This window comes from Roseomonas sp. TS2, assembly GCF_058833935.1.
The window spans coordinates 1-12,446 of record NZ_JCACVY010000039.1 but is presented as its reverse complement, the minus strand read 5'-3'; the positions used below and the strand labels follow the sequence as shown (position 1 = coordinate 12,446).

General features: G+C 70.6%; 12 protein-coding genes. 2 read left to right on the top strand and 10 right to left on the bottom strand.

What is annotated here, in order from left to right; translation table 11 throughout:
- The first annotated feature begins 4 nt into the window (after positions 1 to 4).
- Together ACZJYS_RS09070 and ACZJYS_RS09065 are read left to right on the top strand one after the other, a co-directional pair.
- On the top strand, positions 5 to 847 hold the full coding sequence (locus ACZJYS_RS09070; RefSeq protein WP_109516578.1) for a fumarylacetoacetate hydrolase family protein: 843 nt from the start codon (positions 5 to 7) through the stop codon (positions 845 to 847).
- 119 nt (positions 848 to 966) lie between these two features.
- The gene (locus tag ACZJYS_RS09065; protein ID WP_493177346.1) at positions 967 to 2,256 is read left to right on the top strand and encodes a radical SAM/SPASM domain-containing protein; all 1,290 of its coding nucleotides are present in this window, start codon (positions 967 to 969) and stop codon (positions 2,254 to 2,256) included.
- Between the two features lie 19 nt (positions 2,257 to 2,275).
- Here ACZJYS_RS09065 and pncA read toward each other — a convergent pair whose 3' ends face one another.
- The 10 genes from pncA to ACZJYS_RS09015 all read right to left on the bottom strand — a co-directional run.
- Positions 2,276 to 2,893 (bottom strand): bifunctional nicotinamidase/pyrazinamidase, encoded by a 618-nt coding sequence (pncA, locus tag ACZJYS_RS09060; RefSeq protein WP_379635495.1) that lies wholly within the window; start codon positions 2,891 to 2,893, stop codon positions 2,276 to 2,278.
- Complete coding sequence (gene ureG, locus ACZJYS_RS09055) at positions 2,890 to 3,519, bottom strand: urease accessory protein UreG (RefSeq protein ID WP_379651523.1); 630 nt, start codon at positions 3,517 to 3,519, stop codon at positions 2,890 to 2,892. The genes pncA and ureG overlap by 4 nt, the downstream gene beginning before the upstream one ends.
- Complete coding sequence (locus tag ACZJYS_RS09050) at positions 3,516 to 4,274, bottom strand: urease accessory protein UreF (protein ID WP_493177343.1); 759 nt, start codon at positions 4,272 to 4,274, stop codon at positions 3,516 to 3,518. The genes ureG and ACZJYS_RS09050 overlap by 4 nt, the downstream gene beginning before the upstream one ends.
- A complete protein-coding gene (locus ACZJYS_RS09045) occupies positions 4,192 to 4,713 on the bottom strand; it encodes an urease accessory protein UreE (protein ID WP_493177341.1) in 522 nt (173 codons plus the stop codon). The genes ACZJYS_RS09050 and ACZJYS_RS09045 overlap by 83 nt, the downstream gene beginning before the upstream one ends.
- Positions 4,714 to 4,790: 77 nt before the next feature.
- Positions 4,791 to 6,503, bottom strand: coding sequence for an urease subunit alpha (gene ureC / locus ACZJYS_RS09040; RefSeq protein WP_493177339.1), 1,713 nt, complete (start codon positions 6,501 to 6,503; stop codon positions 4,791 to 4,793).
- A gap of 2 nt (positions 6,504 to 6,505) precedes the next feature.
- Positions 6,506 to 6,811: an urease subunit beta gene (locus tag ACZJYS_RS09035; protein WP_109516585.1), complete on the bottom strand. Its 306-nt coding sequence runs from the start codon at positions 6,809 to 6,811 to the stop codon at positions 6,506 to 6,508.
- A gap of 11 nt (positions 6,812 to 6,822) precedes the next feature.
- Positions 6,823 to 7,125 (bottom strand): urease subunit gamma, encoded by a 303-nt coding sequence (locus ACZJYS_RS09030; protein ID WP_109516586.1) that lies wholly within the window; start codon positions 7,123 to 7,125, stop codon positions 6,823 to 6,825.
- Between the two features lie 45 nt (positions 7,126 to 7,170).
- On the bottom strand, positions 7,171 to 7,998 hold the full coding sequence (locus ACZJYS_RS09025) for an urease accessory protein UreD (protein WP_493177336.1): 828 nt from the start codon (positions 7,996 to 7,998) through the stop codon (positions 7,171 to 7,173).
- Between the two features lie 58 nt (positions 7,999 to 8,056).
- Positions 8,057 to 8,965, bottom strand: coding sequence for a response regulator (locus tag ACZJYS_RS09020; protein ID WP_493177334.1), 909 nt, complete (start codon positions 8,963 to 8,965; stop codon positions 8,057 to 8,059).
- The coding region (locus ACZJYS_RS09015; protein WP_493177332.1) for a hybrid sensor histidine kinase/response regulator at positions 8,962 to 12,446 on the bottom strand (3,485 nt) is incomplete at its 5' end. The genes ACZJYS_RS09020 and ACZJYS_RS09015, both read right to left, overlap by 4 nt.

The window sequence follows — 12,446 nt, the reverse complement described above, 5'->3', positions numbered from 1 at the left end:
AACGATGAAGCTGCTGCGCTACGGCCCGCCGGGCCAGGAAAAGCCGGGCCTGCTGGACGCCGATGGCCAGATCCGCGATCTCTCCGGCGTGGTGCCGGACCTGGCGGGAGAGGTTCTCTCCGACGAGGGGCTGGCGCGCCTCGCCGCGCTCGACCCCACCACCCTGCCGATGGTGGGCGGCGATCCGCGCCTTGGCCCGCCGGTGGCGGGAATGAAGAACTTCGTCTGCATCGGCCTCAACTATGCCGACCACGCGGCGGAGACGGGCGCGGCCATCCCGAAGGAGCCGATCGTCTTCCTCAAGTCGCTCGGCGCGCTGCAGGGGCCGAACGATGACGTGGAGATCGCGCCGGACAGCGTGAAGACCGACTGGGAGGTGGAGCTGGCCGTCATCATCGGCACCCGCGCCAAGCGCGTCTCCGAGGCCGACGCGATGGCGCATGTGGCGGGCTATGCCGTGTGCAACGACGTCTCGGAGCGCGAGTGGCAGGCCGAGCGCGGCGGCACCTGGGACAAGGGCAAGGGCCACGACACCTTCGGCCCCCTCGGTCCCTGGCTGGTGACCAGGGACGAGGTGCCGGACCCGCAGAACCTCTCCATGTTCTGCGAGGTGGATGGGCACCGCTACCAGGACGGCTCGACGCGCACGATGATCTTCGGCGTGGAGAAGCTGGTCTCCTATGTCTCCCACTTCATCACCCTGCATCCGGGCGATGTGATCTCGACCGGCACGCCGCCGGGCGTGGGGCTGGGGCAGAAGCCGCCGGTGTACCTGAAGGTGGGGCAGACCATCCGCCTCGGCATCCAGGGGCTGGGCGAGCAGACGCAGAAGACGGTGCAGGGTTGAAGCAGGCGCCGGGAGAAGGCGCCATCGAGCCTCTCCCGGCATCACGATGAGTACCAAGGCTGCGGGAATATTGTCAGTCCAGCGCCGGAATGGCATCATTTTCAAAATGAATTTGGATAATGGTGTTGTTCAGCCTGACGAAATACCGGATTCGCCAAGGCGACGAGGCGCGCGACAGGCGTGACTGGCCAGCGGCGCGGGATGCCTATGCAGCGGCCCTCCGGCGCCAGCCTTTCCTGACAGCAATCCGGGTGCAGTATGGCCACGCCCTGAAGGAATCGGGTGATGTGCAGGCCGCATTGGCGGCGTACCGGCAGGCGGAGGCCTCGCGGCCCGATGATGCCGATATCCACTTGCAGATCGCCCATGCCCTTAAGTTGCTGGGCCAGCCGGCCGAAGCCCTCCAGCATTACAGGAAGGCCTGTGAACTCGATCCCGCCTGCGCCGATGCCAAGCGGGAGGTGGCCCAACTCAGGCAGGTTCTGCGGCCGGCCATCCCGGGCCTGCCAACCCATCTGCGCTACGTGAATATTGGCACCACCAGCATCTGCAATGCCTCCTGCCTGCATTGCCCGACCGGGAAGGCAGAGACCGGCCATGTGCCGCGCCAGCACATGCCGATGCCGCTCTATCACGCCATCATGGATGGCATCGCCCAGCTTGGTATCCCGATCGCCCGCCAGATCAGTTTCGGCCTTTTTGGCGATTCTCTGGTTGATCCTCATATCGTGGCCCGCACCGCCTATGCCCGGAAGCTCTTTCCGGAGGTTGAGATCGTGCTGAATACGAACGGCGCGGCTTTTCATGCGGAGCGCCACGGTCAACTCCGCGCCTCGGATGCTATCCTTTCCCTGCACTGCGAATCTCTGTCGGAGGAGACCTATAATCTGCTGATGAAGCCCCTGCGCTTCAGCCGGGTCTTTCCGAAATATGCTCAGATCCTCGCAGCGTTCCCCGGGCGGGTTCATGTCAGCGTTCCCGTCAGCCGCCTGAATCAGCAGGAACTGCCGGCCATTCGCCGCTGGTTCCTGGAGAACGGCGCAAGAAGCGTGACCTTCGACCCCCTTAGCAGCCGCTGCGCCGAGGATCGCGGCCTCTTCGAATCTCTCGCGTTGAACCCGAAGAGAATCCGCTGCGGGCCGACGGTCGTGGACGACCTGATCATCGATGCCGATGGCAGGGTGATGATCTGCTGCCAGGATTTTCAGCGCATCGTGCCCATCGGGGAGATGGCAGCCGGCACGCTGCGTGAGGTTCTGGCCGATCCAAGGCGGGAGGATGTTCGTGCCAAACTGGCCGCGCGCCGGCACGACGAGATCGCCACCTGCAGCCGCTGCTATGGCGACCTGCGCGCCAGCAAGAAGCCGGTTGCGGATGCAGCCGGGATGATGGCCACGACGGCGCCGTGAAGTGGCGGCCGGTGGCGCTTCAGATCCTGTCACTCGACAGGAAGCGAACGCCCCGGCTCCGCAGACGCTCCGTCCCCGCCGCGGTCGCCTCCGGCGTGATGCCGCGGCAGGCATCCTCCACCAGCACAACCTGGTAGCCGAGTTCCGCCGCATCCTCCGCGCTGAAATCCGTGCAATAGCCGCGCGCCAGACCGGCGATGAAGACGCGCGTGATGCCGCGCGCGCGCAGGTAGCCGTGCAGCCCGGTGGGGGTGCGCCGGTCGTTCTCGCGGAAGGCCGAGTAGCTGTCGATGCCGCGCCGGAAGCCCTTGCGGATGACCATCTGGAGGCCGCGCGTCTCCAGCGCCGGGTGCAGCGCGGCGCCCGGCGTGCCCTGGACGCAGTGGTCCGGCCAGAGCACCTGCTCGCCATAGTCCAGCATGACGGTCCCGAAGGGCTGCTTCCCGGGGTGCTGGCTGGCGAAGGAGGCGTGGTCCGCCGGGTGCCAGTCCTGCGTCGCGGCGATGTTGGCGAAGCGCGGCATCAGCCCGTTGATGACCGGCAGCACCGCGTCGCCCTCCGGCACGGGGAGCGCGCCGCCGGGCATGAAGTCCGGCTGCACGTCCACCACCAGCAGCAGGTCGGTTCCGGTTATCATGCGGCGCGCTTCGCGATGCCGCCGGATTCCAGGATGAAATCGGCGATCTCGGCGACACCCTGCAATGCCTTGAGGTTGGTGAAGATGAAGGGGCGCTGGCCGCGCATCTTCCTCGAATCCCGGTCCATCACGCCGAGATCGGCGCCGACGAGCGGGGCGAGGTCGATCTTGTTGATCACCAGCAGGTCGGAGCGGGTGATGCCGGGGCCGCCCTTGCGCGGGATCTTGTCGCCGGCCGAGACGTCGATGACGTAGATGGTGAGGTCGGCGAGTTCCGGGCTGAAGGTGGCGGCCAGGTTGTCGCCGCCGCTCTCGATCAGCAGGATCTCGAGGCCCGGGAAGCGCGCCTCCATCTCCGCCACGGCGGCGAGGTTGATCGAGGCGTCCTCGCGGATGGCGGTGTGCGGGCAGCCGCCCGTCTCGACGCCGATGATGCGCTCCGGCGCCAGCGCGTCGTTGCGCGTCAGGAACTCGGCATCCTCGCGCGTGTAGATGTCGTTGGTGATGACGGCGATGTTGTGCGTGTCGCGCAGGTGCTTGCACAGGCGCTCGGTCAGCGCCGTCTTGCCGGAGCCGACGGGGCCGCCGATGCCGACGCGGAAGGGGCCGTTCGCAGGAGCGATCATGAGCGGAAGAGCCTCGTGTATTGCGTCTCGTGGCGCATGGAGAAGAGGTCGAGCACGGGGGCGGCGCTGCCCAGCCGCTCCGGGTCGGCGGCGAGGGCGGCCTCCGTCGCGGCTTCCAGAACGGGCAGCAGGGCGGCTGTCGTGATCTGCCCGTCCGTCTGGCCGAGCGGCACCAGCCGCACCCCTGCCGAGACCAGGTTGGCCGCGAAGGCGGAGAGGAAGCCAAACAGCGCCATGCGCAGCGGCAACCCGTGCCACGCCGCCGCGGCGCCGAAGGCCACCGGATGCGCCACGCTGCCCCCCTGGCGCGCGGTGAAGGCGGCGAGCCGCGCATCCGGCCAGGCGGCGTTGGTCACCTTCAGGAAGGCGGTGCCTTGCGCCATGGTCTCCAGCGCCGTCTCGGCGGTGCCGCGCCAGGCGGCGGCGAGCTCCGCCACCGCATCCAGCGCCGCGTCGTCCTCCGCGCTGGCGGCGCGGTGGGCGGCGGCGAGCAGCGCGCCGTCGATCCGCCCGGCACCAGCCTCCAGCACCGCGCCGATATAGTCGGCGAGGCCCTGTCGGTCGCGCACCGCGCCTTCCTCCACCGCCATCTCCAGCCCGTGGCTGTAGGTGTAGGCGCCGACCGGGTAGGCGGGCGAAAGCCAGGTGAGCAGGCGCTGTAGCGCCTCCCCCTCAGTGATGGTGGTGGTGGCCGTCGCCATGGTCGTGGCCGTGCTCGTGGTGGTGGTGGCCGGCGTGGCGGTTGTGCTCGCCATAGGCGCCGCCCTCGGGATTGAAGGGCGCCTCCACCCGGGCCAGGGTGGCGCCGAGGCCCAGCAGCATCCGCTCGATGACATGGTCCGCGCGTATCAGGATGCGCTCGGCGCCGATCTCGGCGGGGAGGTGGCGGTTGCCGAGATGCCAGGCCAGGCGCATCAGGTGCAGCCCGTCCCGCGCGCGGATCTCTATCAGTGGCTCCGGCGCGGCGCGGACGAGGATGACGCCGCCGCCTTCCAGCAGCAGCCCGTCGCCATCGCGCAGCACGGTGGCCTCGGGCAGGTCGAGCAGGAAGCTGGTGCCGCGCTCACCGGTGTAGCGCTTGCGGCGGCGGTGGCGGTCGTCGAAATCCACCGTCACGGCGTCGCGCGCTGTGCGGGCCTGCCATTGCCCGGCGGGAAGGATCTGCGTGGCGCGGGGAAGGGTGGCATCACTCATTGCGTTCGTCGTCTCCGCCAGGACCGGCAGCTTGCAGAAAAAAGAAGGGGGCCTGGGGGAATTCATTCCCCCAGCCTTCAGAACAAAAAGTACCGCTGCGCCATCGGCAGCACCTTGGCCGGCTCGCAGATCAGCAGCTCGCCATCGGCCCGCACCTCGTAGGTCTCGGGGTCGATCTCGATGCGCGGCAGGGCGTCGTTCAGCACCATGTCCCGCTTGCCGATGCGGCGGGTGTTCGCCACCGGCAGCAGCGCCCGCGCGAGGCCGAGCCGCCCGGCGAGGTCGCCACGCTCCAGTGCGGCGCCAGAGACGAAGGTGACGGCGCTGGCGTTCATCGCCTTGCCATAGCCCGCGAACATCGGGCGGTAATGCACCGGCTGCGGCGTCGGGATGGAGGCGTTGGGGTCGCCCATCGGCGCCATGGCGATGCTGCCGCATTTCAGGATCATCTCCGGCTTCACGCCGAAGAAGGCCGGGCTCCACATCACCAGATCGGCCAGCTTGCCGACCTCGAGGCTGCCGACATGCGCCGAGATGCCCTGCGCGATGGCCGGGTTGATGGTGTATTTGGCGATGTAGCGGCGGATGCGGAGATTGTCGTTCTCGCCCTGCTCGCCGGCGAGGCGGCCGCGCTGCACCTTCATTTTGTGCGCCGTCTGCCAGGTGCGGATGATCACCTCACCGACGCGGCCCATCGCCTGGCTGTCGGAGGACATCATCGAGATGGCGCCGAGATCGTGCAGGATGTCCTCGGCGGCGATGGTCTCGCGGCGGATGCGGGATTCGGCGAAGGCCACGTCCTCGGCGATGCGCGGGTCGAGGTGGTGGCAGACCATCAGCATGTCGAGATGCTCGTCCACGGTGTTCACCGTGTAGGGCATGGTCGGGTTGGTGGAACTCGGCAGGAAGTTCGGCTCGCCGATGACGCGGAGGATGTCCGGCGCGTGGCCGCCGCCGGCGCCCTCCGTGTGGAAGGCCTGGATGGCGCGGCCGCCGATGGCGCGGATCGTCTCCTCGACGAAGCCGCTCTCGTTCAGCGTGTCCGAGTGGATGGCGACCTGGATGTCGAACGCGTCCGCCACCCGGAGGCAGGTGTCGATGGCCTTGGGCGTGGTGCCCCAGTCCTCGTGCAGCTTGAGGCCGCAGGCGCCGCCGCGGATCTGTTCTTCGAGTGCCTCCGGCCGGGCGGCGTTGCCCTTGCCGAGGAAGCCGAGATTCATCGGGAAGCTCTCGGCCGCCTGGAGCATCCGGGCCATGTGCCAGGGGCCTGGCGTGGCCGTCGTCGCCAGCGTGCCATGCGCCGGGCCGGTGCCGCCGCCGAACATGGTGGTGACGCCCGAGGCCAGCGCCTCCTCGATCTGCTGCGGGCAGATGAAGTGGATATGCGGGTCGATGCCGCCCGCCGTCAGGATGCGCCCCTCGCAGGCGATGATCTCGGTGCCCGGCCCGATGACGATGTCCACCCCCGGCTGGGTGTCCGGGTTGCCGGCCTTGCCGATGGCGGCGATGCGCCCGTCCTTGAGGCCCACATCGGCCTTGTAGATGCCGCTGTGGTCGATGATCAGCGCGTTGGTGATGACGGTGTCCATCGCGCCGCCCGCGCGCGTCACCTGGGACTGCCCCATGCCGTCGCGGATCACCTTGCCGCCGCCGAACTTCACCTCCTCGCCATAGGTGGTGAGGTCGCGCTCCACCTCGGCGAAGAGCTCGGTGTCGGCCAGGCGCACGCGGTCGCCCGTGGTGGGGCCGTACATGCCGGCGTAGGAGGCGCGGGAGATGCGGTTGGCCATGCTCAGAGCGCCCCCTCGACAAGGCCGCGGAAGCCGTGGGCCACGCGCCCGCCGGCATAGGGGATCAGCCGCACCACGCGGCTCTGCCCCGGCTCGAAGCGGATGGCGGTGCCGGCGGGGATGTCGAGCCGCAGGCCGCGCGCGGCGGCGCGGTCGAAGTCGAGCGCCGGGTTGGTCTCGAAGAAATGGTAGTGGCTGCCGACCTGCACGGGGCGGTCGCCGGTGTTGGCGACCGTCATCTCCACCGCCTCGCGGCCGGCGTTCAGCACGATCTCGCCGGGGGCGGGGATGATCTCTCCGGGAATCATGGCGCCGCTCCTCAGCGGATGGGGTTGTGGACGGTGACGAGCTTGGTGCCGTCGGGGAAGGTGGCCTCCACCTGGATGTCGTGGATCATCTCGGGGATGCCCTCCATCACCTGCGCGCGGGTCAGGACGGTGGCGCCGTCGCGCATCAACTCGGCGACCGTGCGGCCATCCCGCGCGCCCTCCACCACATGGTCGGTGATGAGCGCGATGGCCTCCGGGTGGTTCAGCTTGACGCCGCGCGCCAGGCGCTTGCGGGCCACCTCCGCCGCCATGGCGATCAGCAGCTTGTCCTTTTCGCGGGGGGTCAGGTGCATGGGGCCATCCCTGGAATGCTGGGGCGCATTGTCGCGCGGGGTTGCTCAGCTCGTCCACAGCCGGGGCAGGGACGGGGCAAGGCCGAGCACGCCTGCCCGCAAAAGCGGCAGCGCGGCGGAGAGCGCGCCGCGCACCGCCATGGCCTCGCCCAGCCACCGGGCCAGCAGCAGGCCGGGGCGGGGCAGCGTCGCGGCATGGCCCGCCTCTCGCAGCAGGGCGCGCCCGGCCTCCGCCTCGGCCGGGGAGGCGGCGAGCAGCAGCAGGGCGCCGGCACCCGCGCCGCCGAAGCCGAAGCGGTGGCCGAGCCGCGCGCCGGGGGCGGGGCCGAGGTCGGTGGCGTCCGCCCAGTCCAGCCGGCCGCCGCGCCAGAGGCGCCAGGAATCGAACAGCGCGCCGCTCTCCAGCCGCTCGCCCCGCGCGGCGCGGCCGAAGACCAGCATCTCGGCCGCCAGCAGCCGCGCGCCGGGGGCGAGGCGCGCCTCCATGCGGCGGGCGAGGCGGGCGCCGTCGAACAGGATGGTCTCCTGCGGCAGCCATTCCAGCGTGGCGCCCTCGGCCACCGTGAGGGTGGTGGCGATGCGGCTGTCATTGCCCAGGCTGCGGTAGATCTTCTCGGCCGCGGGCGTGGTGATCCCGGCGGTGCCCTCCGCGGCCAGTTCCACCGCGATTTCCAGCGAATCGCCCCCCGCCAGCCCGCCGCCGACATTGACCAGCGCCGCCATGGGCGGCTCGCCCGGCTCCGGGGTGGGGAAGAGCACGCGCAGCGGCGCGGCGTGGTAGAGATGGCGCAGCACCGTGCCGCGCGGCGTGTGCGCGAAGCCGAGCTCGGCCCGGCCATGGGCGCGCTGGTGGCGGGGGAGGGGCGCGGTCATGCGCGCCCGGTCTGGCAAGGCATCCATCGGCCGGGACGCCAGCAAGAGCCGTGCCGTGTCATCCGCCCAGCACCCGCACCGCCAGCGCCGCGGCCGAGGCGCGGTTCTCGACGCCGAGCTTGGTGAACACCGTCTCCAGATGCTTGTTCACCGTGCGCGGGCTCATCACCAGGATCTCGGCGATGTCGCGGTTGCTCTTGCCGCGGCCGAGCCAGAGCAGCACCTCCGCCTCCCGCGCGGTCAGGCCCAGCCGCTCGCGCAGCCGGGTCTCCTCGGCGCGCGGGTCGGTGGCGGTGACGCGCAGCAGCATCTCTTCCGGCGCGATCTGGCCGACATGGTGGAACTCCACCTGCCGCCCGTCCGGCAGCCGCACGGCGGGCAGGCGCGGCATCTCGCCCGGCGCGAGCGGCACCCAGCCGGGCAGGCGTAGCCCGGCCGGCGCGTCCGCCTCCCCCGTGGCGCCGGCGGCGCGCAGCAGCCCCGCCGCCTGCGGCGTGGCCCAGAGCAGGATGCCCTCGCGGTCCACCGCCAGCAGGAAGCGCCCCGCCACGTCGAGCGCCGCATGGGCGCTGCGGGTGAGGCGCGCATTGGCGAGGTGGGCGCTGATGCGCGCCACCACCTCGTCCGGCACCACGGGCTTGATGACGTAGTCCACGCCCCCCGCGTCGAAGCCGCGCACCACATCCTCGCTCTCGGTCAGGCCGGTCATGAAGATGACGGGCACGGAGAGCAGCGTGGCGTTGCGCTTCATGCGGCGGCAGGCCTCGAAGCCGTCCATGCCGGGCATCACCGCGTCCATCAGCACGATGTCGGGGGTGATGCGCTCGATGACAGCCATGGCGGCGGCGGCGGATTGCGCCACCAGCACCATGTAGCCCGCACCCTCCAGCGTGTCGTTCAGGAGGCCCAGCGTGCCGGGGGCGTCGTCCACCACCAGCACGATGTCGCGCCGTTCCACCAGGCTCATTCCGCATCCTCCGGCCGCGGCTTCGGAGGGTCCGCCTCCGGCGATGGCCCCTGACGGGTCGCCTCCGGCGATAGCTCCCGATGGGCCGCCTCCGGCGATTGTCCCTGATGGGCCGCCTCTGGCGATGGCTCCGGAAAGGCCGCCTCCGGCGGCAGGGCAGCGAGGAAGGCGTCCAGCCGGTATTCGGAGACATGGCCGCGCAGCACGGCGATGGCGGGGGCGGCCTCGGGGCATTCCGCCTCCAGCGCGTCCAGCCGCTCGCGGATGCCGCCCACATAGCCGATGGCGGCGAGCTGGCGGAGATTGGCGGCCTGGGCCGGCGTCAGCCGCGCCGCGGCGCCGGCGGGCGGGGCGGGCGGCGGCTCGGCCTCGGCGAAGGTCCAGGTGATGCCGAGCAGCACGCCCACCTTCTCCAGCAGCGCCGGGATGGAGAGCGGCTTGGGCAGCACGTCGTCATGGTGGCGGGTGCCGTCGCGCCGGCCGGGCGGCGGGCCGAGCTCCAGCGCATTGGCCGAGACCATGATGATGGGCGCCTCCTGGAGCGCCTCCTCGCGCAGGCGGCGGGCCAGCTCCCAGCCCGTCATGCCGGGCATGGCGATGTCGAGCAGGAACAGGTCCGGCGCGCGGTCCTCGGCCAGGCGCAGGCATTCGGCGCCATCGGCCGCGAGGCGCACGGTGAAGCCGAGCGGGGCCAGCAGGTCGGCGATCAGGGCGCGGTGGGCGGGGTCGTCATCGGCCACCAGCACGTCGAGGCGGCGCGCCCCGGCGCGGCCGGTGACGCGCCGCTCGGGCAGGACGGGCGCGCCCACCTTGCCCGAAAGCAGCAGCCGCACGCGGAAGGTGCTGCCTTCCCCGAGCGTGGAGCGGACGGAGATCTCGCCGCCCATCACCTCGGTCAGCGTCTTGGTGATGGTCAGGCCGAGGCCGACGCCGGGGGTGGAGGGGGCGTGGCTGTTCTCGCCGCGCTGGAAGGGCTCGAAGATGCGGGCCAGGTCCGCCTCGGCGATGCCGATGCCGGTGTCGATCACCGCGAACTCGGCGACCTCCGAGCGGAAGCGCAGCCGCAGCGTGACGCCGCCCGCGCGGGTGAACTTGATGGCGTTGGAGAGCAGGTTGATGAGGATCTGCCGCAGCCGCCGCTCATCCGTGTGCACCACCTCCGGCATCCGCTCCGGCGCGTCGAACGCGAAGGCGATGCTCTTGGCCTCGGCCTGGAGGCGCAGCATCTGCACGATCTGGTCGAGGAACTCGGGCAGGCGCACCTCGTCGCGGTACAGCTCGATCCGCCCGGCCTCGATCTTGGAGATGTCGAGCAGCCCCTCGATCAGCGCCGCCAGATGCTCGCCGCTGCGGCGGATGGTGCGCACACCGTCGCGCCGCCGCTCGGGGATGGCGGGGTCGCGCTCCAGCAGCTGGGCGTAGCCGAGGATGGCGTTGAGCGGCGAGCGCAATTCATGGGAGATGCCGATGACGTAGCGGCTCTTGGCCTGGTTGGCGCGCTCGGCCACCTCCTTGGCCTTCTGCAAGGCGGCGTCGGTGCGCTTGTGGGCGCGGATCTCGCTCATCAGCAGGCTGGTCTGGCGTCGCGTCTCCTCCTGCGCCACGAGGCGGGACTGGCGCGCCAGCACCAGCGTCCAGGCGACGATGCCGCCGATGACGGCGAGCACGAAGAAGGCCTTCCAGAAGGCGGTGTCGAGATGCGGGTTGCCCGGCGTCTGCGCGCGGATGCCGAGGAAGACGAGGCTGATGGTGGCGACGAAGGCCAGGAACACCACCATGAAGGAGCCGACCGGCGTGGTCAGCGCGCGCATCACGCCCTCCGGGAGGGCGGCGCGCAGCGGCGTCATGATCTGCGCCGAGAGCCGGGCATGCGGCTTGCAGCCATCGCCGCAGCGGGCGTCGAGCGTGCAGCAGAGCGAGCAGATGGGGCCGGTGTAGACGGGGCAATAGGCCATGTCGCGCGGCTCGAAGGCGTGCTCGCAGATGACGCAGCGCAGGTCGGGGCGCGCGGCCCAGGCGGCGCGCGGCTTGCGCGCCAGGTAGTAGCGGCCGCCGGTGGCCCAGGCGATGGCCGGCGCCGCGGCGAAGGCCACCCCGAAGGCGATGAAGGTGGCGAAGGCCTGCGGCCCGGCGCCGAGCGCGCCGTAATAGGCCAGGAAGGAGGCCAGCACCGAGAGCGCCATGCTGCCGACGCCCACCGGGTTGACGTCGTAGAGATGCGCCCGCTTGAACTCGATGCCCGGCGGGCTGAGGCCGAGCGGCTTGTTGATGGCGAGGTCGGCCACCAGCGCGCCCATCCAGGCCGCCGCCACGTTGGAATAGACGAACAGCACCTGCTCGATGGTGTTGTAGACGCCAAGCTCCATCAGCAGCAGCGCCACGGCGATGTTGAACACCAGCCACACCACCCGCCCCGGATGGCTGTGCGTCAGCCGCGAGAAGAAATTGGACCAGGCGAGCGAGCCGGCATAGGCGTTGGTGACGTTGATCTTGATCTGCGACAGGGCGACGAACGCCGCCGTGACCGCCAGCGCCACGCCGGGCGAGGCGATCAGCGCGCCGAAGGCCAGGCGGTACATCTCGGCCGGCTGCACCGCCTGGGTGGCGGAGAGGCCGGCCTGGAGCGCCGCATAGGCAAGGGCGGAGCCGGCCAGGAGCTTCAGCACGTCGAAGGCGATCCAGCCCGGGCCGCCGGCCAGCAGCGCCGCCCACCATACCCAGGGGCGCTGCGTGTCGCGCGGGGGGAGGAAGCGGATGTAGTCCACCTGCTCCCCCGTCTGGGTGATCAGCGCGAAGAGGACGGAGGCGGCGGCGCCGAAGGCCAGCAGGTCGAACCCCGCGCGGCCCTGCTCGCCCGCATAGTGCGTCCAGCCTTGCAGCCAGTCCGGATGCGCCACCAGCAGGGCGATCAGCGGCAGGACGTTGAGCACCAGCCAGACGGGCTGCGTCCAGGTCTGCACCCGGCTGATGAAGGTGATGCCATGCGTGACCAGCGGCACCACCACCACGGCGGAGGCGAGGTAGCCGAGCCAGAGCGGCACGCCGAAGAAGCTCTCCAGCATGTCCGCCAGGATCACCGCCTCGATGCCGAAGAAGATGAAGGTGAAGCTGGCATAGATCAGCGAAGTGATGGTGGAGCCGATATAGCCGAAGCCGGCGCCACGGGTCAGCAGGTCGATATCCACCCCCGCCCGCGCCGCGTTCAGGCAGATGGGCAGGCTGGCCACGAAGATGAGCGCCGAGACGAAGAGGATGGCGGCGACGCTGTTGGTGAAGCCGTAGGCGACGGTCAGCGCCCCGCCGATCGCCTCCAGCGCCAGGAAGGAGATGGAGCCCAGCGCCGTGTTGGCCACCCGGAAGGCCGACCATTTGCGCGCGCTGACCGCGGTGAAGCGCAGCGCGTAGTCTTCCATCGTCTCGTCGGCGACCCAGCGGTTGTAGTCGCGCCGGATGCGCAGGATGCGCTGGCGGGTGGCCATAT